This is a genomic window from Flavobacterium piscis (assembly GCF_031457575.1).
GTDB lineage: Bacteria > Bacteroidota > Bacteroidia > Flavobacteriales > Flavobacteriaceae > Flavobacterium > Flavobacterium piscis_A.
The window spans coordinates 477684-501487 of record NZ_JAVDWQ010000002.1; the positions used below are offsets into that span (position 1 = coordinate 477684).

The following is a 23804-nucleotide window of genomic DNA, read 5'->3' on the forward strand; positions in this document are numbered from 1 at the left end:
AGGAGTAATCGTAAAGTCAAATGCATAAAATGAAGAAACTAATAATAAAATAAATCAAAATTTAAGAAAATGGAAAAAACAATTTTAATAACAGGAGCATCATCAGGCATTGGGTATGAAATGGCAACTCAATTAGCCGCAAAGAAAATGAATTTAATCTTGGTTGCCCGTACCGAAACCAAATTGAAACAAATGAAAGCAGAACTCACAAAGGAGTATGGTATTCAGGTTCAATATTTTGTTGCAGACCTCTCTGATGTAAATGCTGCTAAAGACCTGTACAAAAAGGTGCAACAAGAGAATCTGGTAGTAACCCATCTGGTAAATAATGCAGGTGTAGGCAACTATGGTAATTTTACTGAAACTTCATTGGAAGAAGAACTGAATATGATTCAATTAAATATTTCCAGCTTGGTTGTACTTACTAAGCTCTTTGCAAAAGATATGGTCATCCGCAAATCAGGCAGAATTATGAATATCTCTTCAGTGGTCGCTTTTTTACCAATGCCTTATTTTTCTGTTTATTCTGCAACCAAAGCTTTTGTATTGGCATTTAGTGAAACACTTGCCGCAGAACTAGAAGAAACTGGAGTTATCGTTTCGTCTCTTTATCCAGGTACGGTGGATACTGGATTCACCACAACCGAAATGCAAACTACTAATCTTCATAAAACTAAACCGATGCATCCAAAAGAAGTGGCAATCCAAGGGGTAAAACACCTCTTAGAAGGAAACGGTAAAAAAGTTGTGGGTTTTCAAAACTGGTTTAACACCAAGCTCCCAAATTTTGTTCCCGATAGTATAATGATGAAAATCAAAAAGGGGTTAGCAAGTCAAAAATAAAAAATGATTATTAAATGAAAAATCTTACACAATGAAAACAACAAAATTATTATTGATAGCTAGTTTAACTAGTATGTCATTGCTACTTTCCTCTTGTTATTCACACAAAAAAGTAGTTGAATCAAGTTTGCCTTATTCCGATCAAATCAACTGGCCTGAAGGGTATAAACCATCTGAAGCTGATTTTTTTATACACACCGAAATAGACATTAAAGCCTCACCTCAAGTGGTTTGGGATATTTTCATCGATGCCGCCAAATGGCCAGAGTGGTATAAAAAAGCGGAAGGTATTGAGCTACTAAATTCACCTAACGGCAAGCTTAATCCATCCAGTGTTTTTATCTGGTACCCGGCAGGAAAATTCACTTCAACCATCAAGGAATTCAATCCTCCATATAATATTGCTTGGTTAGGCGAAACCGATAAAAAGAATATGACCATTTACAATGCGTGGATGATTATCCCTACCGCTGAAGGCTGCAAGGTTGTTTCAAACGAATCCCAAAATGGTCCTAAAACAAGAATGGAGAAAATTTTCGCACCCAATATGGTTCGCAAAAACATTCAGGATTGGTTAGTAAGATTGAAAGAACAGTCAGAAAAACAATAACACAATTAGAGTACAGAAACAATCTCTATTTGAATTCATAGCTATAAAACCTAGAGTTTGGCTAGAATGACACAAGATATTTATAAAAGTGATACATAGACTAAAAAAAGAATATGGAAAATAATAGACTTAAATTACTTCAAAGTTTTATTGGAAAACCATTTTCAGGAAGTCCGTCCCCATTCGCTAAATGGCTGAATGGGACGGTGATTTCTATTGATGAAAATTCCGTTGAATTTCAATTTGAGGTAAGAAAAGAGATGACTAATCCTGCTGGAACACTTCACGGAGGTGTTATTTGTGGGATGTTTGATGATTGTATCGGTGTAAATTTTATGATTTTGGGCACAGAAAATTTCTTCCCTACAATTAATCTAAACGTAGAATTTTTTAGTGCGGTAAAAGAAGGAGATACTGTAATAGTAAAAACAAATGTTGTAAAAAGAGGAAAATCTGTAATCAATGTAAAAGCTGACATGTTTAGTTCAAAAAGAATTATAGCCTCCGCAACATCAAATCTTGTTATAAGTGAAATGAAGATAAACATGTAGGCGCATTTGTATGCGATTAAAACAGCAAGAAAAAACAATTTTAATTAGAGGTGCAAGCAGTGGCATTGGAAAAGAAAATGCAAAGTTATTTCAATCTAAAAGCTGGCACAAATGTTAGCCGTCACTCTATGAGCGACGGTTCACACATTCAGCAGACAGACAAACTACTTGACTTTGACAACAACTTTTCCTTTGGCACGACCAGTTTCAACATAAGACATTGCTTCGTTGGTTTGTTCAAAAGGAAATACTTTATCAATTATGGGACGGATTTTTCCTGCTTCAATCAAAGCTGTAATTTCGCTTAACTGTTTGCCTTCTGGCCTCATAAACAAAAACTTAAAATTGACATTCAATTTTTTTGCTTTTCGTCTTGCAGAAAAACTCAACAAATTGGTGAGCATTTGTAGATGCCAACCTAAACCAATTTCTTTGGCGAATTCAGCTGTTGGTGGACCTGTAAGAGAAACCAATGTACCTCCTTGCTTCAAAATTTTCAAAGAATTTTCAAGCACTTTTGCATCTTTATTACTATGTAGCACAACATCATAATCTTTTAAAATATTGGCAAAATCTTCTTTTTTGTAATCAATTACCAAATCAGCACCCAAACTTTTAACCAATTCAATATTTGTTGTGCTTGTGGTGGTAGCAACATAAGCACCAATATGTTTTGCCAGTTGAATAGCAAATGTACCAACACCACCAGAACCTGCTTGAATAAATACTTTTTGACCCTTTTTGAGTTTTGCAATTTTAACAAGTACTTGCCAGGAAGTAAGCCCAACCACAGGAATAGATGCAGACTCTTCCATTGAAAGATTTTTCGGTTTTAAAGCCAAATCATTTTCATTTACAGCAATATATTCTGCAAAAGTGCCAATTTTATAGTCAGATGGTCTTGCATAAACTTCATCGCCAACTTTAAATTTAGCAACCTTTGCACCTACTTTTGTAACAACACCTGCCATATCTTGTCCATTTACAAAAGGTGTTTTGTAGGGCAGAAATATTTTAAAGTCGCCATTTTTAAGAAGTGTATCTGACAAGTTTATGGCTGCTGCATTGATTTGAACCAATACTTCATTTTCATTTACTGTTGGTTCAGCCCAATCAGTTAAATGTAATTTTTCTTTTTTCCCGTAGCGTTCTACTATGAATGCTTTCATTTTTTTATTTTTAAAATTGTTTACCATTTAATTCAAAAACTGTTCTCTATATTCGGTAGGTGTTATGCCTACTTCTTTTTTAAAAAGTCTTGAAAAGTAGGGTGGATTTTCAAAACCTAATTGATAAGCAGTTTCTGCAACGGTTTTATCGGTACTCATTAAAATATCTTTTGCCTCAATAACCAATGCAATGTGAATATGCTCCAGTGCTGTTTTGCCTGTTTCTTGTTTTAATAAATCGCTTAAATATTTTGGTGACAAAGCTAATTTTGTAGCCATATATTGTACAGACGGTAAGCCATTTTTTTGGAGACCTCCGTTTTCAAAATATTGTTTCAGTATGTTGGTGAATTTCGTGATTATGGTGCCTGATAAAACAGACCTATTCAAGAATTGCCGTTTGTAAAATCGTTGCGAATATTTTAAGATAGAATCTATTTGAGTAAGTATTATATCTTTGCTGTATTCATCCTGATTATTGTAATATTCCAACTTTATCTTGTTGAAAAATTCCCAGATGATTTCTTCTTCTTTTGGCGACAGATGCAAAGCTTCGTTTACTTCGTAATCAAAATATCCATATTTATTTATTTCTGAATGAAGGTTATGGTTCACTAAAAAATCTTCGTGGATATATAGTAGAAATCCTTTTTCACTTGTTTCTACATTATTCATCAATATTTTCTGATGTGGCTTTAGAAATGCCAAAGACCCATTTTCATGGTCGTACTTTGTTCTGCCGTATTGAAATGTCCCTGATTTTAATTTTGATAAGGCTATTGTATAAAATGCCATCGTAAATTCCTTCTCGATAAAAGTACATTTTTCTGACTCCTCAAAAGTTAGTAAGCCCAACATCGGATTTTCTGGTGGTGGAAATCCATTGGTTCTAAATAATTCACTTATGGTTTTATAATGTCTCATACCTGTTTTTATATTATAAAGTTATTCAAATTTATCACTGATTTATGAACCCAACTAACGAAATTACTTTCTTGCAAATTTTTCTACTGTAATGGTAGGTTTACCTAATTCGTCCCAAGTTTGTTGTGCTTCAAAGGTTTCTTTGTTGTTGTTCATTACGGTTATTAAAGGCACTACAAATCTCAATGGTTTTATAAAAATTGATAAAAACTTTGCCATTCCCATTGGTAACTTACCGATAGTCAATTTCTCTTTTGTGTGGCTCTCAACAAAAGCTTTTGTAGCTTCTGCTGTTGTGAAAGAGTCTAATCCTTGTACAGCATATTCTCTATTAATTGATTTTTCTGTTTTAAAGGCATTAGCCACTTGTTTTCCAAAGTCTTCGGCGTCAATCCACCAGGATTTTTCATTAGATGTTCCAATGATGTTTACTTTTTTTCCGTCTCTCATTCCAGCGTTAAAATTTTGCATAAAATTGGCTGGATAGAAAATAGTATAGGGAATATTTGATTTTTTTATTTTTTGAATCGCTTGCTTTTTAGCATTCATAACCCACCAATCACCAGCATAGTTTCTTGCCAGAAAAGAGGAAAGGAAACCGACTTGTTTTACCGATGATATTTTTAAGGCGGATAAGATATTTTCAAATCCGTGCATTTCAGGGTTAAATTCGTATTCCTTATCATTTGGCGATGATGAAATACTGATATAGACAGCATCTGCATTTTTCAAAGCTTCTGAAATTTCCGCTATATTTTGAAGGTCGCCGTTTACAAAATGTATCTTATCTGTCGGAAAAATTTGTTTTGCTTTTACAACATTTCTGACTAACGCTGTTATTTCAAAACCCGCCTTTAGTAATTCTTTTGTTACAGGAATTCCAATCATTCCTGTTGCTCCAATTACAGTTATTTTTTTACTCATTTTGTTTTTATTAATTTGTAATATTTACAATAGCAAGGCTAGTCGGTTACCTGAAAAAATCCTTTTGCTACGTGAATGAATTCCTGTAGTTTTTTAGGTATTGCAAGTTCATCAGCCTTAGACATACTTAAAACTTCATTCGCTTTTTCTTCATTAGATGCAAGCTCCACCCAATTCGGATTGATAATAAGCCCATGTCCAACAGCCACCAATGACAATCCTATTTTTAGTGCCTCTATTGCATCATTGAACTGTTTGATACCTCCTGCAGCAATCACTGGAACTCTGTGATTAACATAATCGAGTATTAATTTTAAAATAGTATCATCTCCATTTTCAGCATCTATAGGTTTTTGTGCAAGCAGATTAGCAAGTGAAATGTGCATATAATCAATTCCGCAGTCAATTAGTTTATCTATGAACGGAAAGGTATCTCTCACTCTATAACTTTCAGGCTCCTCTGGTGAGATTCTGAAACCTATCAAAAATGGTCTATCTGCATATTTTTTAATTACCGCTTGCACTTCTTTGATTACTTCAACTGCAAAGTTCATTCGTTTTTCATCGGTTCCGCCCCAGTGGTCTGTTCTTTGGTTGTAATAGGGCGAAAAGAAATTTTGCATTAGAAATCCGTGAGCTCCATGCAGCTCTATTCCGTCAAACCCTGCCTTTATTGCTCTGTGGGTAGTTTCGCCAAAAGCCTTTATTATTTCCAGAATTTCTTCATGTGTAAGTTCACTTGATACTACTCCTCCAGCATAAAACGCCGACGGTACTAATGCTATGGCACTTGCACTCACAGGAATACCATCTGGAATGAGATCTGTAACCGATTTATTTCCAGCGTGATAAATTTGAAGTATTGCAGGTGAGCCACCTTTTTTTGCAGCAGCGGCCAGTTTTTTAAGACTCGGTAAAAAAGAGTCATCGTAAGAGGCATATTCATTGTTAAAGCCAATTCCGTTTGCCATTACTCTGGTGCAGCCTGTTATTACCAATCCAACGTTTCCGCTTCGAGCTTCATAATGCTTTATTTCATCGTCCGATACTGTATAGTCATCATTGCTTGCCCAGGTTGTCATTGGTGACATCGTAATCCTGTTTTTGGTTTCTATCCCATTTTTAAATGTAAAGTTTTGGAATAATTGTTTGGTATCTATTGTCTTGCTCATTATTTAATTTTTATGTTACTAAATGATGATGCAAAGATGGGGTGTTAAATTATCCTGTTAGTTATACAAAAGTCTGAAGATGTGATACAAATTGCGGAAAGATTCTTGAGTTTGCTGTAGCATTACCGCTAACACAGGAATAATAAGTGATAATATTAAAGAAATAACAAATCAACTTATGGTGACTTTTTAAAATCAGCAGAAGGTATAGCGACAAACATTTTAGCATCAAGACTTCAAAGTTTAGAAGATAACAAACTCATCGAAAAGTTAGAACACCCAGATAGTAAGGCAAAAGTGTTATATAAGCTTACTCAAAAGGCAATAGACTTACTTCCAATAATTGTAGAAAAGGAAGGGAAATTTATAAAAGGTGATAAGCCTAAAAAATAAAAATCACAAAACACTTTAGAGCAAGAACAAAAACTTCATTAGAGATAATGGAGTTTTTTATGCCTTTTATTTCAACTTTTTATTTAAGCTTATAGCCACTTTTATTTAAGACAAACCTCATATTGTTAAACAAATTCAATATATTTGAGTCTATTATTAATTTAATGACAAAATATTATGAGAAAAAACAACGATTTAGGATTATTGATACTCCGTATCACAATTAGCGTTTTAATGCTTTTACATGGTATTCCAAAATTAAGTGCCGGTTTAGAATTCATTAAAACGATGCTTACCGCAAAAGGGCTTCCGGAATTCTTTGCCTATGGCGTTTTTGTGGGTGAAATACTTGCTCCAATTGCTATTTTAATTGGTTTCAGGACCAGAATAGCGGCAGCTATACTTGCTTTTAATTGTTTGGTCGCTATCTTCATAGTTCATAGTTCTGAAATATTCTCTATGGGAGAACATGGAGGCTGGGCTTTAGAATTAATAGGCCTGTATTTATTTGGAGCCTTGAGTTTATTCTTTACAGGTGCAGGTAACTTAGCTATTTCAAAAAATAACAAGTGGGATTAAAACCCTTAAATACATGTGATTATATTATAAACTAAAATCCCGTGTTTACTCCAACATAATAGAAATCTCCGAAGTCATTGATTTTGGAGGTTTCTGATTTAAAGCAGTTACGGTTTTAAAGAATAATAGGGAATTATGAAAATCAAACCCCAAATTATATAACGCATTAGCAGCATTGTCGATTTAATTTAGCCATTATAATTTATAAAATAAATCAACATGAAAAATAGAAGTATATTACTGGCATTAGCATTAAGCATAAGTTTTTTTGCTACATCTTGCAGTAGTGATGACAATGAAGGAGAAACACTTGCACCGTTAACAGGAAAATGGAATCTGTCGCAAGTAGGTACAGTCGTTTCAGGTAACGAAGTTCTTACTGATGCACCTCAAAATCAAAGCGGATGCAACAAGGATTATCTTGAACTTAAATTAGACAATACCGCAACAGAGGGGGATTATGATTCAACAATATCTCCTTGTGCTTTAGACATTGATTCAGGTATTTATTCGAGATCCCATAATAATTTAACAACCGTTATTGATGGTGTAGAAAAAACCCAGGACATTGTGAATCTTACACTTAAAGAATTAAAGTTAAAAGATGCAAATGGCGCTATTACAGTCTATACCAGAGATTAATTTTAAAAGCCTGAAGTATCAGTATTAGATTTGAATGATCGGATGAACGGAAACAATTTTCAAAGTTGTTTCCGTTTTTTTATTCTAAAGTTATAAATGATATATTTCAAAATATTTACCGAATATCGAAAAAATAATTATATCCCTAAATTTTTCTGTCTGCTCAATAATAAGTAAACTGCCATTAAAATAGTTCCTTTCAAAATCTTCATCTCCCTAAACTTCAAACTTTTTTTAAGGCTTTTAGTCTGCCAACCAAATCTATGGACTTTCTGCCATAGGTTTAGTTATTTTCTAAAAAAACCATGTTGATAAGAAAAGCTGAAGAAACGAGATTATACATTTTCTATTTCCAATCTGACACTATTTTTCGAAAATCTTCAAGCATTAAATCAAAATCATACTGTAGTTTTTTCTTTTTTAATTTATCCGTTATGTTCAACAATGCTGTTGAAATGTATTCGGTTAATTTAGCTTTTTGATCTTCATAACTCATTTCGCTGAATTCTTTTTCAAACTTTATTTCGGTTTTAATTATTCCTGTGTTCGATTGAAAATTACCGTAATCATATCTATTTCTTAAGAAATAGCCATTATCCGCAATTTCCTTTTTTGTAAACATTTTTAGAAGCGCCGGATAAAAATCTTTTTGTTTTAATTTTAAATTTTCATCAGCAATTATATAATTTGTTTTGCAACTATTATTGTCATAATAGCTCATGGAGAGCACAAACACAATTCGATTGATCGATTTTCCATATTTTTCAATCTGCATTTCCGAATCCAGTTTAGGCTGTAATTCATTTTTTATACCGTCTATTAACTTTTGTGAGTTTTCATAACAATTTGAAATACCTTGTGTAATTAGTATTGGGTTTTTAGGAATCCAGTTTTTCTGATTTTCCAGTTTTAAATTTTGAATTTCTTCAACAGTCGGATAATCCCATAAAATAGTTTGTTTTGCAGGAACATCAGGGCTTTCATGATAATCAGTTCTGCCTTGCTCCATTGTAAAACCTGTAGTCCTTGAAGACCAGATAGCGCTAACATAACGAGATTGCCTGTCTTTATTATAGAAAGTAGTTTCCGGATTTCCGTTATAAAACATTCCTTTTTTGGCTTCTACTGGTTCTTTTTCTCCCCAGCCAATAATTGTCAGACTTTCACAAAGACGTACTGCTTTATTCCATTCAGTTACGTTTTTATAGTCTGAATATTTTAGGAATTCAGTATATAAACTTTCTCTTATTTTATCTGTTTCGAACTGAACCAGATAATTTTCCAATCCATCTAATGTTTCTATCTGATATATTTCATCCATTACAATTTCAATTAAATTCAAAATTCCAGTTACTTTATAGTCCCGGATTGAGGAAAAATCTTTTAATTTCCTAATTTATTTAATATATCCTGCATCGCTTCAAATTGCTCTTCATTCGCTGAAGCATATACCAGATCATAATTATTCTCATTTTTCATTACCGTAATGACATCATTATCATTATTACCATAAAATTCAATTCCAATCCATCTCGTAAATTTAAAATCGCGTTTTTTATAACTGCATTTAATACTTTCAAATTCAGATTCGTTTATCATCAGAAATTCTTCTGCAGTATAGGGTAAAGCAAAAGTTGCCTGCAGATTTGACATTGCATTAAGAAAGTCTGATAACTTTTCATTCTCAACAACCCATTCTTTTTCATCATAACTCATAAACACCAGCGGATTGGCTTTATTCAGATCATTTTTATGAATACCCCAAACGCAAGCCCACTGATTTTCAGCATAAAATATTAAAAATTTCTTATTTTTAGAATATTTTAGTTGATTTGGCTCCAGTAATTTGTCTTGTGTCTGATTAAGACTTTTAATCTTTCCAAGCTGCAGATAATAGTCATACAAAACTTTTGGAATTGCATTAGGATGCTGTAGAAGAGTAGTCATCTCTTCTACTGAAAATCCATTGTCTTCTGTTATCTCAAATAGTTTTCTTATGGAATTAAAGTTCGTCATTCTTGTATTTCATTTTCTTATTTTACTTAAACGTTCTTGTGTATAATGACCATACGGCATCAGTTCTATCCTGAATTCTTCTCCAAACCGCAGTTCTCCATTTTTGGATTTAAATTTTGCCGTTCCATTTATATTGCCAGTTCCTTTATTTTTAAACCAACTGACCTCCTGATCACTAAAGTTATTATGAATTTTTATTAGCCTGTTTATCTGCCGGCTGTTTTACGGCACAGCTAGTCAATAAAATTGTAAACAGAAGCAATACCAATTTGTGTTTCATATTTTAGAAAGTATATTTGAAGAATTGATGGAATTTCATTTAAATCTTGTTTATTATTTTATTCATCTTTGGGCCTGATAACCGTAATTGTTGGCAGGGTTTTTCCTTGTGATTTTGCGACTTGATAATGCGACCAACTTTCGATTTCCTGATCACCATAAATTATCATTCGGACTTCTGTATCTTTTGTATCCATGTCGCCAACATACATTTTTTGATGGTCTGGTACCTTTTCGTAACTGTTTTTAAGTTTTTCCCTGTTAGCAATGGTTGGGTTTTCAATATAATTACGATAAGCCTCCCTGCAAATAACAATTGTAGATGGCTGACCATTTAAATCCCGCAGGATATCTCTAATTTCCAATACTTTCTCTTCAATAGTTGTATGAAATTCATTTTTGACTATTTCAAAATTCCCTAATCCGTAAATTAATACCTTTGAATGAACAGGTATTTCTGTTAGTATAATTTTTTCCTTTACTAATTTTTCAAATTCTGAGATCGTTAAATCAATTGGGGTTTCTAATCTTGAAAGCTGAAGAGTATTATCTGCAAATACATTTACTTTTATCAGATAATAGCCTTGTGATTCTTTGTAAAATAAGTTAACACTTTGTCCTTCTAATTTTTCAGGGAAAATATCATTTGGGTATTTTTTTAATTCTTTAAATACTGTCCCGTTGCCGTTTTCTCCAATACTTACACCATTTATTGTCTTTTTAGAATATTGAAATAAATTTTCTAACTTCGGATTTAGTTCCTTAATCAGCTGCTGCACATAATATATAAAAGTGTCTTTATCAAATATCCAGTTTCCATTGCCAATAGTCCAGTCTCCTAATCCGTGTATCGAAATTCTTTCGTTGTCTGGAATTGACACAGACACCCAGCCTCTGTTTACATCATTTTTAAAATGTTCAAAATCTTCAAAATTCCAACACGCTACCCTTCCGTTTTCATACACGTCAAGATCAGTAAAAAAATGAGTTCCATTTTTAATAATTGCCGGTATTGAATATCCTTCGAGTACCTGTTTTCTGTAAACTCTCGTGGTCGGTTTTATAAACTTATTGATGTCCATTAAAATATTAAAATTAAAAGTAAAGGTCGGTTAGCGTGGAATTGGTTATTTTATCAATATTAATTATGTATGTAAACTTTGCCATTGCTTTTTAGTCATTTCAAACTTCAATTCTTTTGTACCGTACCAGCCATTTTGTTTCCATCCGGCTTTTCTATAAAATTTTTCTGCCCTTGTATTTGGTGAAGTTCCCAGCCAGACATATTCCTTTTCGGTTGAAAAATACCAGTCAAGCATTATCTTATGAAGATTAGCTCCAATACCCTTGCCTTCAAAATCAGGATGCAGAAACAATGCCCAGATGTTGTCTTCTTTTAAATCAGCTATGGCAAAGCCAATAATAACATTCTCAATTTCACAAACCCAGCCTTTTCCTCGCTGGAATAAAAATTCTTCACAATCCTGATCGGTTACCAAATCAGGATTGGATAATGTATTTTCTTTAACTGAATTTCTGACGATCTGAATTTGTTTTATGTCGCTAATTTTAGCTTCTCGAAATATCATTTTTTTTGTTATATATTAAATTACTTTTACTCGTTTACCAATTCTTCGAAAAGTATAAAACAGCATAAGGATGTAGGCAATAATTGGCAAGTAATATTTTTTGCCAATTTCTGATGTTTTTTGCCATATTGGTCCCCAAATATCTTCTTCAAAATCAGGATCAGAACCACCAGAACCACAAGTAATAATTCGTAAAGGTTCTGCATTTTTGTCAAATTTTATTGGTTTTGGGGGTTTCGGATTTGTAGCCCATATATCATCTTTATATACAAAAAAGGTATAACATTGCTCAACATACAAAATATCCAAAGCTCTGATAAAAGTCCAATACTTAGATTTTTGCCCAAAGTGAAATTTAATTCCCGCAACTGAATCTTTTGATTTTACCAATTCTTTGATGTCGTTTTGAGCTTCTTCTAATTTAATACTATCCGAAAAATTATTTCCCGTTAAGGCAACAGTCGTGAATTTTTTAGTATTTAAAAAAGCTGTATAGCTTTTAAATAATTCTGTGTCTTCCTGTCCACCCATACTTTGAAAACCAATTGAATTGCTGTTTCTAAATGGATTACTATTTTTGATACTAATCAAGCAAAAAATAGGAAGCAATATAATGCTTATTAATCCTGCTGAATAATATATTCTCTTTCGTTTCTGCATTTTTTGATTTTTAATTAGTTTTTCAAAATGTTCCTAATTCACACTGTAACTCTACGCTACTTCAAGTTCATCAAAGTCTTTAATTTCAGATAACTGAATCAGTTTATCAACCTTTATTTTTTCTATTTTCTCTTCAAATACCTCGTCTCCGCTTTCTGCATTTTCATTGGTATTGGTTTTCGTTACTTTCTTTTTCGTTAAAAAATTAATACTGGTTTCGCTATTTACCACTGGTCCGTTGTGTTCGGTTGAATCATAACCAATCAATTCGAAATCATTGTTTTTAAACCTAAAAGTATACGACCAATATCCGTATCTTCCGTGACCGTAATGAACATAAAGTTTCCCTTTTTCGATACTAACCTCTAAATCCGGTGCAAAATAAACCCCGCCATCTTCATTTTCAGAGGAAAAACAATCGTAATTTTTTACTGCCTGAATGTAATTTTCCTTTTCCTTAAAAAGCACAATAATTCCTCTTCGGTTGCGATCGAGTTTACCGCGGTGTTCATCTGTAATAACGTTTTCTTTATTAGTGCCTTTGATAATTACAATACAGTCTTCTATCCCATCTTTATTCAGGTCACCATAAATTTCCTGGAAAATTTTGTACCCTTCCGGAACAAAATCGGCTATTTTTTTTCTGGTTTCGGCTTGTGCTAATTTTGTTTCTAATGGTTTTTCTTTCTTAATCGAAATCTCCTCTTTTTCAGTAGAAGTTTGATTTTTATTCGAATTATTGCAGCTTTGAAGTAGAACAAAAAATACTGCTAAAACTGAAAAGGAATAATTTTTATTAATAGATTTTCTCATTACTTTGATATGATGATGTACATTTTTTTAGTATTCTAATTTTTATAACCTTTTTATAAAAGGTCAAAGGAAGAACCCACATAACTTAAAATTTCAACCTTATGCGTGTTGTCCAATCCGCTTTTATCTCTTTCCTCCTGAAAAGATTTAAAGGATTCAATGTTGAGGATTTGTCTTTGTATTTCTTCATTTTTATAAGTTGAAAAATGCAGGAAGGTTCTTCCATCTTCTTGCAAATAAACATTATAACGAAATTCAGATGGATTCAATTTTTTGAAGTCGCTTAGAAATGTGTTAATATTTGCTTTGTTTGCTTCTACAAATTCAGGTTTTACTGTATAAGTTACTTTTACCGTTATCATATTATGTTATTTAATTGTTTATCTGTTCATTTTCTGTCAGACAGTTGATAGTTCTTTTATCATTAATTGAACTCATTTATACCAACCTTAAATCGGTAATTTAGATATAAAGCAAGGCTTTAATTCCTGCTAATATAATATTATTATTACAAATTAGAAATATTAATTTACCCTAAATCCTGTTATAAAACGAATTTGCATGAGAGATGAAAATAACATCTCCCGATTTAGAAAAATACGGCAAAAAGCTTTGTTTTTTCTAAATCGGGAATATAATTGAACAGCCCTCCCGATAGCTATCGGGATTGTGGTCGTGCCCAAATAATAAAAACAATTGAAACTTAATTTCATAAAAAACTCCATCAAAATAATGGAGTTTTGTGTATTTAATTTGTTGTATCAGCAATGATTTCTGTTTCTTCCCTATCTCCTTTTTTACGCCAGTAATTAGCCAACAAAGAACCGGAAACATTCATCCAGAGACTAAATACCGCAGAGGCCAATCCTAGCGTAGCCAATTTTCCCATCGAACCAGCCAATCCAGATGCCATTCCGCCGTTTTGCAAGCCTACTTCAAAAGCAATCGTTTGACAGCTTTTTTTGTCCAAACCACTTATTCTACTCAGCCAATAGCCAAAAAAGTAACCTGCTCCATTATGCAATACCGAAGCCAGGAACAATAAAAATCCTATTTGAATTAAATTATCTCGTCCCGCAGCGGTGGTTACCAAAGTAAAATAAATGATCCCGAACATCGAAAAATAAGGCATGATTGCATCTATTTTCGGATAGACTCTGTACAGCCAATGATACAAAACGCCCACGATAAAAGCACCGCAGGTAAAATGGACAATTTCTAATACATGAGCTGCTGTACTGTCTTGCGGAACAGAAAAGGAATTCCCGAAGAAAAGAACAAATCCCAGCCAAAACGCAGACAGGATTGTCAAAACATAAATTCTTGTTGTGGCTACATTTCCGTAGTTTTTTAAAATATCGTGAACCATTGCTGCCGCCAAAGGCACGAGAACAATCTTGATAATTTCCATCATCATGTTAAAAAAATGGACTTCGACTAAAGTCCCTGCAAATATTTTCATTAAAAACGGAGTCATAATAGGCGCTGCCAATGTGGACATCGCCGTTACGGTAACGGATAAGACCAAATTCCCTTTGGCAATATACGTCATCACATTCGAAGCCAATCCGCTGCTGCAAGACCCGATCAGGATAATTCCTGCTGCAATTTCGGGCTCAAAACCAAAAGTTTTGGCAATCAAAAAACCCATAATAGGCATAATGGTAAAATGTCCCAGCAAACCAATCAAAACTCCTTTTCCTGACTTTCGGATGCCTGTAAAATCCTTGATGCTCATTTGTGTCCCCATTCCGAACATCACCATTTGAATGATAATCAGAATGAGCCATTTATTACGCATATCGAAACTGCCGACGTGCAGGAAAAAATCGGGATAGATTAATCCAGCGCAAACGGCTGTGATAATCCAAAACGTGTATTGATAACCGCTTAATAATTTCAGATGTCCTACCCCAATGGCAATACTTGAAAAACCAAAGATTAATCCCAGCTTCCATAGTATCTCTATTTGCTGTAACCAGCCGAAACCGGCAACAATGAAAAATAGTGGGGCAGCCCAAAGAAAATATTTACGCATACTAAATCATTATTAAAATGTTATTATTAAACCATATAAGTGATATAAGTTCATTTAAACTAAATTGAAAACAAAAGCTAACTATAAGGTCATTTAAGCTAACTCAAAAATCAAACTTAATATGAACTTATATAACTTATATGGTGGAAAAATTTTTGGTTAAAAATAATGCTCTGCCAGTTTTTTCATTGCGATGGCGGGACTTGCCAAGATCGGCACTAGTTTTTCTTCGGCACTTAAACCGTCAACTACGCGCGCCATTGAAGCCTGCGCCAGAACAATAACATCGACTTCTTTCATTAATTCTTTTAGGGCTTTGGCTACCATTTCGTCGTGCTTGGCAGCGTCTCCGCTCATCAACGCTTCAAAAGCGCCTTCGCATAATTTGGAAGTAATCATTGCATTTTTGCCTGCCAACTCTGCTCTTCTTCTGACCAAATCACTTGTTGGTTCCAAAGTGGTTGGTAAGGTTGCGATAACACCTATTTTGTTGCCAATTTGAACTGCTTCATCCGCCATTGCCTGATCTACGCGAATAACCGGAACTGTTGCTAATGTGGCAGCAGTTTCAATCGCTACGCCAATAGACGAACAGGTTACCAAAATTACATCAGCACCTGCAGATTCAGCAAGTTTAACGTGACTCACTACTCTGGAAGCCGTATTGGGCATTAATTTTCCTTTTTTGATTACGTCTTTTATCAGGCTGTCATCGACTATATTGAATGTTTCGATTCCCTCTAAAAACTCGTTGCTCAATTGTTGAAACAACGGAACCAATGTTGCCGATGTGTGTACAAAACCTAATGTTTTTGCGCTCATAATTTCTCTCCTTTTAAAACTTTTATAAAATAATCGGCGGTACCTACTTGGCCGCCTTTAAAATTCATTTCTATTCCATTTACCCATTCATTGTCCGAAACAGCCTTACAAAGCGGTGCTCCCGGAGCCAACGGCGCAATCATTTCCAATGCCAGAATACCCAATTCGGAGGCTGCGTAACTCGAAGTATCGCCACCGGCAAAAAGAATTCTTTTTATTTTGACAGCTTTTAATACTTCTTTGGTTATTTGTCCCAAAACACTTCCGTAAATACTACTGCATTGTTTTTGAATTTCATTTTCAGCAATTCCTTTTGACTTAAAATAGGACTCTGTTTCGGTAATACGCGGATCGTTTGAACCTGTGCTCGTATGCAGAATGGTGCTTTTACCATTATTGAAATTTTCAATAATTTGAGCAACAGTATTTTTTATAATTCCCTCCTGATTTTGAATATCAACAGCCTTGCTTTCCAATGCAATTTCCAAAAAACCATTTTCAAGTGCATATTCAATTTGGCTGGAAGTTACCGGTGAACAGCTTCCCGATAAAACAAGTATGGGCGAAACTTCTCCTGCTGATTCAAATACCGTTTCATTTGCTATGATTTTTTCGTTTTTCCAATCTAATCCTAAAGCCATTTCGATTCCGGATGAACCTACTGAAAATAATGTTTTTTCGTTTGCCAATTGGTTAAAAACACTTCCGATGGTTTTAAGATGTTCCAAATTGAAACCATCAAAAAACAGAATGTCTGCTTTGTTGTTTTCTACCGCTTCGATAACTACTGAAGTACCTTTTTCAATTGTGGTTAAGTTGACAAGATTGATGGATTTCTCCGTTTGTTTTGCCAAATGTAAAGTCAAATCTCCCTCCAAAGCGGGTGTAACGGGATGTTTACTCATAGATGGATGACGATCGATACGGTAAATTTTTCCGTTTCCAATAGTTCCCATTCGGGCAAAAAGATTTCCGAAAATACAAAACCGTCCCAAATGTGGTGCTGATGGCGAAACCAAAACCGTTTTTTGATTAAAGACTTCGCTTCCGATTTCGATTGCTTTTCCGATGTTTCCCACATGTGGCGCCGAATCGAAAGTGGAACAGACTTTATAATGAAAGTGATTTGGGGCAAAACTTTTCAGATTTTCAAAAGCACTATAAAGTTCTGTGTCCATTTCCGACGGCGACATTGATCGGCTTTTTCCCGCCAGACCAATCGCCTGAATTCCCGGAAAACGATCCAGGTCTTTTTGTTCCGGTTTTCGAAGAAAGAGAACGGTTTTCACTCCGGCAAGGGTCAGGAATTCCAAGGCATCCGTAGAGCCTGTGAAGTCGTCGCCATAATAGGCCAAAAGCAATTTATCGTTCTTCATTATTTCGAAAATTTCTTTACCGATTCGGCAAATTCCGGATATTTTAAAGCGGTTTCTTCGACAGATAAACCGTCAACGGCTCCTGTCCAGGCTTGCTGTAACGCATTTACGCCGGCTTTTGGTCCCATTGGATGTGCCAAAATTCCGCCACCTGCCATATACAGCAAATCAGTCGTTTGGGTTCTTCGGTAGGTTTCTACGGCTTGTCCGCCCCATTGTCCCGAAGATACTACGGGCAAGATTTCGTATCCGCCCAAAAAGGGTTTCAAACAGGATTTTATCGAGGTCACTACCGAATCATCCGATTCCCAAAATTTATTCTGGATACCGTTGACATGCAGTTGATCGATTCCTGCCAGGCGCTGAATTTTTTGATAGGCAGGAAATTCGATTCCCAACAACGGATGCCGGTTCAGCATTCCCCAGCCATTTCTGTGACCGTGAATAACGAGTTCGCCCTGATCACAAATTTTCTTTGTTCCCGAAAGCCCCACACTGTTGATGCTGATCATCGCACAGCTTCCTTCTTCCTTTTTAATTAAATCGTATTTTCGTTGCATTTCGTCAATTTCATCGCTGATATTGAACGCATACATTACTTTTTTACCAGTTTTTTGTTCGTTGTCACGAATGACTTTCATAATCGCTTTTACCCTTTCATTAAAAGGCGAATTGGCGGCAGATCCCATCAGTTCATCGTCTTTGATAAAATCGATTCCGGCATCAATCAGGGATTTTACCAAAGTGGCGGTTTCGTCCACACTCATTCCGATACTTGGTTTTATAATCGTTCCAATCATCGGTCTGTCGGTTACGCCACAAGATAGTTTCGAACCTTTGATTCCGAATTTTGGTCCTTTGAAATGAGTTGCGAAAAAATCCGGCACTTCAAAATCCATTAGTTTTAAACCCGTAAATTGCGTGATTTCGTATAAATTTCCTTGTAAAGTGCTAATCAAAACCGGCAGATTATAGCCGAAGTTTTCTATCGACCAGCTTACCTTTACTCTTGCTTTCTGGTACTTTTTTCCGGGAATACTTCCGCCCGGAATGGATGGTTGGTCTGCCAAATCCAATAACTGAATATCCTCTACCCTTGCAGCAAAACGTTTTTTCAATTCTTCGGTTTCACCCGGAACAGACACAAAAGTTCCCGAGGACTGCTCGCCCGCCAAAACCGCCGAAGCCTGTTCTACATCATAAGGAGTTTCGATAAGATATTCTGCAAACACTCTTTCCATTGTCTTCAATTTTTTAAGAAATCCTAAATAAATGAATTTATAGGGAGTAAGTGTCCTGCTGTGTGCTGTATGGGAAATTTATTTTGAAGTTAAGATAATAAGCCTGAATCTGATTTTTAATTTCCGGAGCAGAAAGATTAGGCACTATCAGTAAGCAATGGTCCCGCTCTTCGTTGCAAACGAAGTTCACTGAACTCCGATGAAAATAAAAGTATAGTGAAGTAATTTTGTATGCCGAACCCCGGCACACAAAGATTTTCACTTCGATCGGCGCTAAAAAACAACATTTTGCTTTTTTGTAATCATTAAAAAAAGAAAACAAGTAAGAATTGAATAGCAAACATCACAAACAAATCAGATGGAAAACAATTATTTCCTGTTATGTTTGAATTCGTATATTCGCCCATTATTTGAAAAAGGAAAATGATTATAAAATTGAATGAAAAAAAATCCTATCCATGGATTGTGGTTGGCTTATTGTGGTTTGTCGCTTTACTGAATTATTTAGACCGACAAATGCTTTCAACCATGAAATCAGCGATGATGGATGACATTCCTGAATTGGCCAAAGCTGAAAATTTCGGTCTCTTAATGGCTATTTTCCTTTGGATATATGCGCTTATGAGCCCTGTTTCCGGAGTTATAGCAGATCGGTTTAACCGAAAAAGAATCATCATAGCCAGTCTTTTTATCTGGTCTGGTGTTACTATGGCGATGGGTTATGCCACAACTTTCAATCAGATTTACATTTTGCGCGGCATTATGGGTTTTAGTGAAGCTTTTTATATTCCGGCTGCCCTATCCTTAATTGCAGATTACCATCAGGAAAAAACACGGTCTTTTGCTATTGCCATTCATACCACCGGAATCTATTTAGGACAGGCGCTGGGTGGTTTTGGAGCCACTGTTTCAAAGCATTTTTCCTGGCATTTCAGTTTTCACTCCGTAGGTTTACTCGGTGTACTTTACAGTTTAGTGCTGCTGTTTTTTCTACAGGAAAAGAAAACGTACCTTTTTGATCCTGCAAAAAAGTCATCTGTTCGCTATGAATTCAGGCAAATGTTCAAAGGATTGGGAATGTTATTCGGTAATATCTCCTTTTGGGTTATACTCTTTTATTTCTCTGCACCAAGTTTACCGGGTTGGGCGGCCAAAAACTGGTTACCCACCTTATTTACTGAAACGTTACATCTAGACATGTCTCTGGCGGGACCAATTGCAACGGTAACCATTTCGATGTCTTCCTTTTTTGGCGTTTTAATTGGCGGTGCCATTTCAGACAGATGGGTGATGAAACATCTTAAAGGAAGAATTTACACCAGCGCTATCGGATTGTCTCTTACCATTCCGGCATTGTTTTTATTTGGCTACTGCTGTGACATTGAAGCTATTATTTTTGGCGCTATTCTTTTTGGACTTGGATTTGGAATATACGACACCAACAATATGCCTATTCTTTGTCAGTTTGTCGCGCCTCGCTACCGTGCTACCGGATACGGAATTATGAATTTTGTAGGTATTTCGGCAGGCGCTGTTATCACCGAGTTTTTAGGAAAAGCCGCTGATAATGGAGGAATGAGAAATGTTTTTGTTCTTCTATTGTTTGTAGTTGTTACTGCTATCGTTGTACAACTGGTTAGCCTGCATCCAAAAACTATAGATATGACTGAGGGGAATGAGATTTGAGGGAGATAAACACATTTAGACTTAAGGATGGATAAGTATGAATGTAAAAAGTATATCGGTGTGTTGTATTTTTTATACGATAATATTCGATAGAATCTAATTCTAAAAAATTTAAAAACAATTAAGTACTTTAAATTGTTATTAGTGAGCTGTTATTCTTCAAGTTCTATTCTGATATGAGATAATAGACCTTTTATCCACTTAGCTACTTTTTCCGAATTATCTATACAGTGAACGTGTGTTTGATCATTTTGCCAATTTCCATTCATCGCAAAATGAATTTTTTTGACATCAAACAATTTTGACTTTTCTTCTTCTAGTAAAGAAATGAAATCTCCATTATCAAAATGATTAGAATATTCTTCAAAAGTTTTTTCTATCGCTTGACTTGAAGTTATATGCCAATGTGGTTGCGAATGTCTTTCGGAAGAATTATTCATGTCATCCCATTCAGCTCTAAATAACTGAATCTTCCTTTCATCATAATCTTCTCCCTCATATATAGATAATGAAATATTAGTATGAGTATCTTCTTTAAATTTATTACCAATTTTTGATTTTTCTACTATAAATTTAATCTCTATGAATAACCAAAATTTTCCAAACCATCGCAAAACTTTTACAGGTTCTGAATCATATCTATTCAATGCAGAAGAACTACCTTCAATTCTAAACACAGAAATATTATGATGTCCTGTAAATGGAACTAATTTAAAATTCTCAACGAATAACACCTTACATTCCTTATTAACCTTTTCGGTAATTCCCAGAAAATCGCTCATATTCTAATAATTAGGATAGAAGTAAGATTTCAATATATCATTTATAACAGGTTTTACAAATGAATTCCCCTTTTCTAATTCTTTTCCCAGTTCCGCCAACTTAAAATAAGCCTCACTCTGTCTTAAGTTATTTTTTTGAACATTTGGTATAGGAATGTTTTTTATTTGGATTTTACCCAAATCAAAACCTGACATTATAGGCTTAGAATATATTGATAATAGGACATCAAAAATATTACTACTAAAGCATGCCAAATAAAAATAGTAATCTAATGCTTCGAATTCTTTTTTAGGAATAAAAGCATTTCCTTCTTCTATTACAAATTCTCCTTTTTTATCAAAAGCAAAAGAATTTGAATTTCCAAATCTGTTTGAATATAATGCTGGCTCTTTTACAAACTGCCAATTCCTAGGTCTTGTTAATGACCACCAATTTGAAATTCCTTGTCGTTTCTCTAATAAGTCTTTGTTTGGCAATAATTTTGAGGTGTAAAAATCCAATCCAGACAATTCATCCTCTTCTTTAAAAATTGATCCATTTTTATTATATGGAAACCATACATATTCAAAAATAGTTATGCATCCTGTTTTAACCGAGTTATTAGTAATAATTGGTCTAAAATATTTTTGTTCGTGTGCTGGCATCATCTCGAATTCATCGATAGTTACCTTAAATACATTTTTTACTCCTAATAACGCTCCTTGATTGATACTAAAAATATCAGATATAGCAGATAATTTCCCTGCTTTATAATATATATCTAACTCTTTTATAAATTCATTTTCATTTAGAGATATAACTTTCCAGCTATTGTCAATTATTGGAAAATAAGGAGGAACATATATACTATAATTTTTATTATTTATTGATTGCTCATTATTTGCATTCATTCGTCTAAACTCTCTTAAAGCATCTTGTACAGTGCCTTTTTCATTTTTAGTCCAAATTAATTTAGGTAATAATGCAGATTTATTATTAGACGCAATAAACAAACTTACATCAGTTAATGCGTCTTCAAAAACATAATTACCTAATTTAGCAAGTACTTTAAAAGATAATTCTTGATTTAATTTATTTCTTAAGTCAGAATATATTTCTGAATAAAAAATAGATGTTGGTAATATACAACCTATTATACCTCCATCTTTTAAAGATTGGCATGCTTTATAAAAAAAAGCTGTTGCTTGATTTGGTCTTGATTTTTTTACAACATCATCAAGAATTGATAAAACATTATCTCTACTTTCTTTACTTTTTAACAACTCCCAAGAAATGAACGGAGGATTCATCAGAATAATATCATTATTGCCCCAATCCTCAACTAATGAATCCTCAACTTTTTTAATTGTAATTTCAAGAGAATTATTCCATTGTTGACGATTTTCATATGCTAATAAAAAGTTTGACGTTTTAATTGCGCTATCAGACGAATCAAATCCTTTGATTGTAATCTTTCCAGCATAACGGGAATTTTTTAATTGTTTTAAAATTTCTATTAAAAATTCAGATGAGCCACACGAAGGATCAAGTATATTAATTTCTTGGCTACCATAATCTAATGATTTTAATACGTTTTCTACAATAGTTCTTGCAATATACTGAGGTGTGTAATGAATACTCGAATATGCATCTTTTCTTGTTTCTAATTTACTTGAAGCACCGCCAAATAAATCTCTTTGGGGATTAAAATAAATAACTTCTCGATGAGCTTCTTGAAACAGTATTCCCGCTGTATGTCTTAATATCAAATCTAAATTTGGCTTAATACCTCTAACACCTTGATTGATTAATTCAACAAAATAATCAAATTTATCTGGAAATTTTGAAGCTGATATATTCCATTTTCCAGTATCGATTTTCGTGTAATCTTCCTCTAAACTTATTAATAGAGAAAACAAAAGATTAATAGCTTCAGAGGAATCATGTTTTTCAAATGTTAGATTTCTAAGCTGTCTAAAAATATCTAAAATAAATGGAACAACATCATTTTGAGTTTTAAATGACTTGGATGATAAGTATTTATAAAATTGGCTTAAATTTGACTCTATTTTGGTATTAGGTATTTTTTCTATTTTATTATCATACCAATTTGTAACTTCAATAGATTCTTCGCCAATGAATAAAAAATTTTTAGTATTTGTTGACCAAGATTCTTGATAAATATTTTCTAAAACCTCATCTCCAAATGAAGACGTTTTTAGGCAAAAATCACCTAGGCCGCCATTTAACATAAGAAATTTTTCCTCTTGAAAAACAGGATTTAGTTTAATTGGTAGAAGTCCAAAATTAGATTTCCACGTTTCTATGTTTTTTAAATCATTCACTTCACAAAAATAGTATTTGTTTCTGACTATCCAATTTTAAACTGGTATTATAATATCTTCAATCATTTATATTTGACATTGTATAAGTGAAAATTATTCAATTTCATTTATAAATCCATATTTAACAATGCTAATATAGTATTATTTTTACTACAATTACTAGAATAAATTTAACCAAGACATCTTCTAAAAACCAACTCCCGCATAAGGGATGGAAATGGCATCCTTTTCTTTTCCTTCTTTAGGAAAAGAAAAGATATAATGGACAGCCCGACCCGTAGGGATATGCCCAAATATTAAAAATCAGGTGTAAAATATTTTTAATAAAAAAGGCTGCCCTTTCGGACAACCTTTATAAATTATATTGAAT

General features: G+C 33.9%; 23 protein-coding genes and 1 pseudogene. 7 read left to right on the top strand and 17 right to left on the bottom strand.

Going from position 1 to position 23804, the window contains the following annotated elements; translation table 11 throughout:
- Nucleotides 1-69 precede the first annotated feature (69 nt).
- The 3 genes from J2W48_RS05245 to J2W48_RS05255 all read left to right on the top strand — a co-directional run bounded on the left by J2W48_RS05245 (nucleotide 70) and on the right by J2W48_RS05255 (nucleotide 2004).
- Nucleotides 70-843, top strand: a complete 774-nt coding sequence (locus J2W48_RS05245; protein ID WP_310279059.1) for an SDR family NAD(P)-dependent oxidoreductase — start codon at nucleotides 70-72, stop codon at nucleotides 841-843.
- A gap of 73 nt (nucleotides 844-916) precedes the next feature.
- The gene (locus tag J2W48_RS05250; RefSeq protein WP_310279062.1) at nucleotides 917-1453 is read left to right on the top strand and encodes an SRPBCC domain-containing protein; all 537 of its coding nucleotides are present in this window, start codon (nucleotides 917-919) and stop codon (nucleotides 1451-1453) included.
- Nucleotides 1454-1566: 113 nt separating this feature from the next.
- Complete coding sequence (locus J2W48_RS05255; RefSeq protein WP_310279065.1) at nucleotides 1567-2004, top strand: PaaI family thioesterase; 438 nt, start codon at nucleotides 1567-1569, stop codon at nucleotides 2002-2004.
- A 164-nt stretch (nucleotides 2005-2168) separates the two neighbouring features.
- On the opposite strand, the gene J2W48_RS05260 is transcribed toward J2W48_RS05255, so the two are convergent.
- The 4 genes from J2W48_RS05260 to J2W48_RS05275 form a co-directional block, all read right to left on the bottom strand.
- Nucleotides 2169-3173, bottom strand: a complete 1005-nt coding sequence (locus J2W48_RS05260) for an NADP-dependent oxidoreductase (RefSeq protein WP_310279068.1) — start codon at nucleotides 3171-3173, stop codon at nucleotides 2169-2171.
- Between the two features lie 27 nt (nucleotides 3174-3200).
- A complete protein-coding gene (locus J2W48_RS05265) occupies nucleotides 3201-4097 on the bottom strand; it encodes a helix-turn-helix domain-containing protein (RefSeq protein WP_310279071.1) in 897 nt (298 codons plus the stop codon).
- 63 nt (nucleotides 4098-4160) lie between these two features.
- Nucleotides 4161-5021, bottom strand: a complete 861-nt coding sequence (locus J2W48_RS05270) for an SDR family oxidoreductase (RefSeq protein WP_310279074.1) — start codon at nucleotides 5019-5021, stop codon at nucleotides 4161-4163.
- Between the two features lie 38 nt (nucleotides 5022-5059).
- A complete protein-coding gene (locus tag J2W48_RS05275) occupies nucleotides 5060-6193 on the bottom strand; it encodes an NADH-dependent flavin oxidoreductase (protein ID WP_310279076.1) in 1134 nt (377 codons plus the stop codon).
- Nucleotides 6194-6373: 180 nt separating this feature from the next.
- On the opposite strand from J2W48_RS05275, the pseudogene J2W48_RS05280 reads away from it, so the two are divergent.
- The 3 genes and pseudogenes from J2W48_RS05280 to J2W48_RS05290 all read left to right on the top strand — a co-directional run.
- Nucleotides 6374-6586, top strand: a pseudogene (locus J2W48_RS05280) (winged helix-turn-helix transcriptional regulator); the annotation flags it as partial.
- A 177-nt stretch (nucleotides 6587-6763) separates the two neighbouring features.
- Nucleotides 6764-7165, top strand: coding sequence for a DoxX family protein (locus tag J2W48_RS05285; RefSeq protein WP_310279079.1), 402 nt, complete (start codon nucleotides 6764-6766; stop codon nucleotides 7163-7165).
- A gap of 219 nt (nucleotides 7166-7384) precedes the next feature.
- A complete protein-coding gene (locus tag J2W48_RS05290; protein ID WP_310279082.1) occupies nucleotides 7385-7807 on the top strand; it encodes a lipocalin family protein in 423 nt (140 codons plus the stop codon).
- 346 nt (nucleotides 7808-8153) lie between these two features.
- Here J2W48_RS05290 and J2W48_RS05295 read toward each other — a convergent pair whose 3' ends face one another.
- The 11 genes from J2W48_RS05295 to J2W48_RS05345 all read right to left on the bottom strand — a co-directional run bounded on the left by J2W48_RS05295 (nucleotide 8154) and on the right by J2W48_RS05345 (nucleotide 18641).
- A complete protein-coding gene (locus tag J2W48_RS05295) occupies nucleotides 8154-9128 on the bottom strand; it encodes a hypothetical protein (RefSeq protein WP_310279084.1) in 975 nt (324 codons plus the stop codon).
- A 62-nt stretch (nucleotides 9129-9190) separates the two neighbouring features.
- A complete protein-coding gene (locus J2W48_RS05300; protein WP_310279087.1) occupies nucleotides 9191-9823 on the bottom strand; it encodes a hypothetical protein in 633 nt (210 codons plus the stop codon).
- A 338-nt stretch (nucleotides 9824-10161) separates the two neighbouring features.
- On the bottom strand, nucleotides 10162-11184 hold the full coding sequence (locus J2W48_RS05305; RefSeq protein WP_310279090.1) for a DUF7638 domain-containing protein: 1023 nt from the start codon (nucleotides 11182-11184) through the stop codon (nucleotides 10162-10164).
- Between the two features lie 63 nt (nucleotides 11185-11247).
- Entirely contained in the window at nucleotides 11248-11691 is a 444-nt protein-coding gene (locus J2W48_RS05310; RefSeq protein ID WP_310279093.1) for a GNAT family N-acetyltransferase, read from the bottom strand.
- A gap of 15 nt (nucleotides 11692-11706) precedes the next feature.
- On the bottom strand, nucleotides 11707-12351 hold the full coding sequence (locus tag J2W48_RS05315; protein ID WP_310279097.1) for a hypothetical protein: 645 nt from the start codon (nucleotides 12349-12351) through the stop codon (nucleotides 11707-11709).
- A gap of 51 nt (nucleotides 12352-12402) precedes the next feature.
- Nucleotides 12403-13164: a hypothetical protein gene (locus J2W48_RS05320; protein ID WP_310279100.1), complete on the bottom strand. Its 762-nt coding sequence runs from the start codon at nucleotides 13162-13164 to the stop codon at nucleotides 12403-12405.
- A gap of 53 nt (nucleotides 13165-13217) precedes the next feature.
- Nucleotides 13218-13526 (bottom strand): hypothetical protein, encoded by a 309-nt coding sequence (locus J2W48_RS05325; RefSeq protein WP_310279103.1) that lies wholly within the window; start codon nucleotides 13524-13526, stop codon nucleotides 13218-13220.
- Between the two features lie 386 nt (nucleotides 13527-13912).
- The gene (locus J2W48_RS05330) at nucleotides 13913-15202 is read right to left on the bottom strand and encodes a bile acid:sodium symporter family protein (RefSeq protein WP_310279110.1); all 1290 of its coding nucleotides are present in this window, start codon (nucleotides 15200-15202) and stop codon (nucleotides 13913-13915) included.
- 159 nt (nucleotides 15203-15361) lie between these two features.
- Nucleotides 15362-16024 carry an aspartate/glutamate racemase family protein gene (locus tag J2W48_RS05335; protein ID WP_310279113.1) on the bottom strand — a complete coding sequence of 221 codons (663 nt, stop codon included), beginning with the start codon at nucleotides 16022-16024 and terminating at the stop codon, nucleotides 15362-15364.
- The gene (locus tag J2W48_RS05340; RefSeq protein ID WP_310279115.1) at nucleotides 16021-17400 is read right to left on the bottom strand and encodes a four-carbon acid sugar kinase family protein; all 1380 of its coding nucleotides are present in this window, start codon (nucleotides 17398-17400) and stop codon (nucleotides 16021-16023) included. The genes J2W48_RS05335 and J2W48_RS05340 overlap by 4 nt, the downstream gene beginning before the upstream one ends.
- Nucleotides 17400-18641 (bottom strand): ribulose-bisphosphate carboxylase large subunit family protein, encoded by a 1242-nt coding sequence (locus tag J2W48_RS05345; protein ID WP_310279119.1) that lies wholly within the window; start codon nucleotides 18639-18641, stop codon nucleotides 17400-17402. Before J2W48_RS05345 ends, J2W48_RS05340 begins: the two co-directional genes overlap by 1 nt.
- Before the next feature lie 423 nt (nucleotides 18642-19064).
- Between J2W48_RS05345 and J2W48_RS05350 the strand changes: the two genes are divergently transcribed.
- Nucleotides 19065-20327, top strand: coding sequence for an MFS transporter (locus J2W48_RS05350; RefSeq protein WP_310279122.1), 1263 nt, complete (start codon nucleotides 19065-19067; stop codon nucleotides 20325-20327).
- Nucleotides 20328-20479: 152 nt separating this feature from the next.
- Here the strand turns inward: J2W48_RS05350 and J2W48_RS05355 are convergent, their stop codons facing one another.
- The gene (locus J2W48_RS05355; RefSeq protein WP_310279124.1) at nucleotides 20480-21109 is read right to left on the bottom strand and encodes a hypothetical protein; all 630 of its coding nucleotides are present in this window, start codon (nucleotides 21107-21109) and stop codon (nucleotides 20480-20482) included.
- A gap of 3 nt (nucleotides 21110-21112) precedes the next feature.
- The gene (locus J2W48_RS05360) at nucleotides 21113-23434 is read right to left on the bottom strand and encodes an HsdM family class I SAM-dependent methyltransferase (RefSeq protein ID WP_310279126.1); all 2322 of its coding nucleotides are present in this window, start codon (nucleotides 23432-23434) and stop codon (nucleotides 21113-21115) included.
- Between the last annotated feature and the right edge of the window lie 370 nt (nucleotides 23435-23804).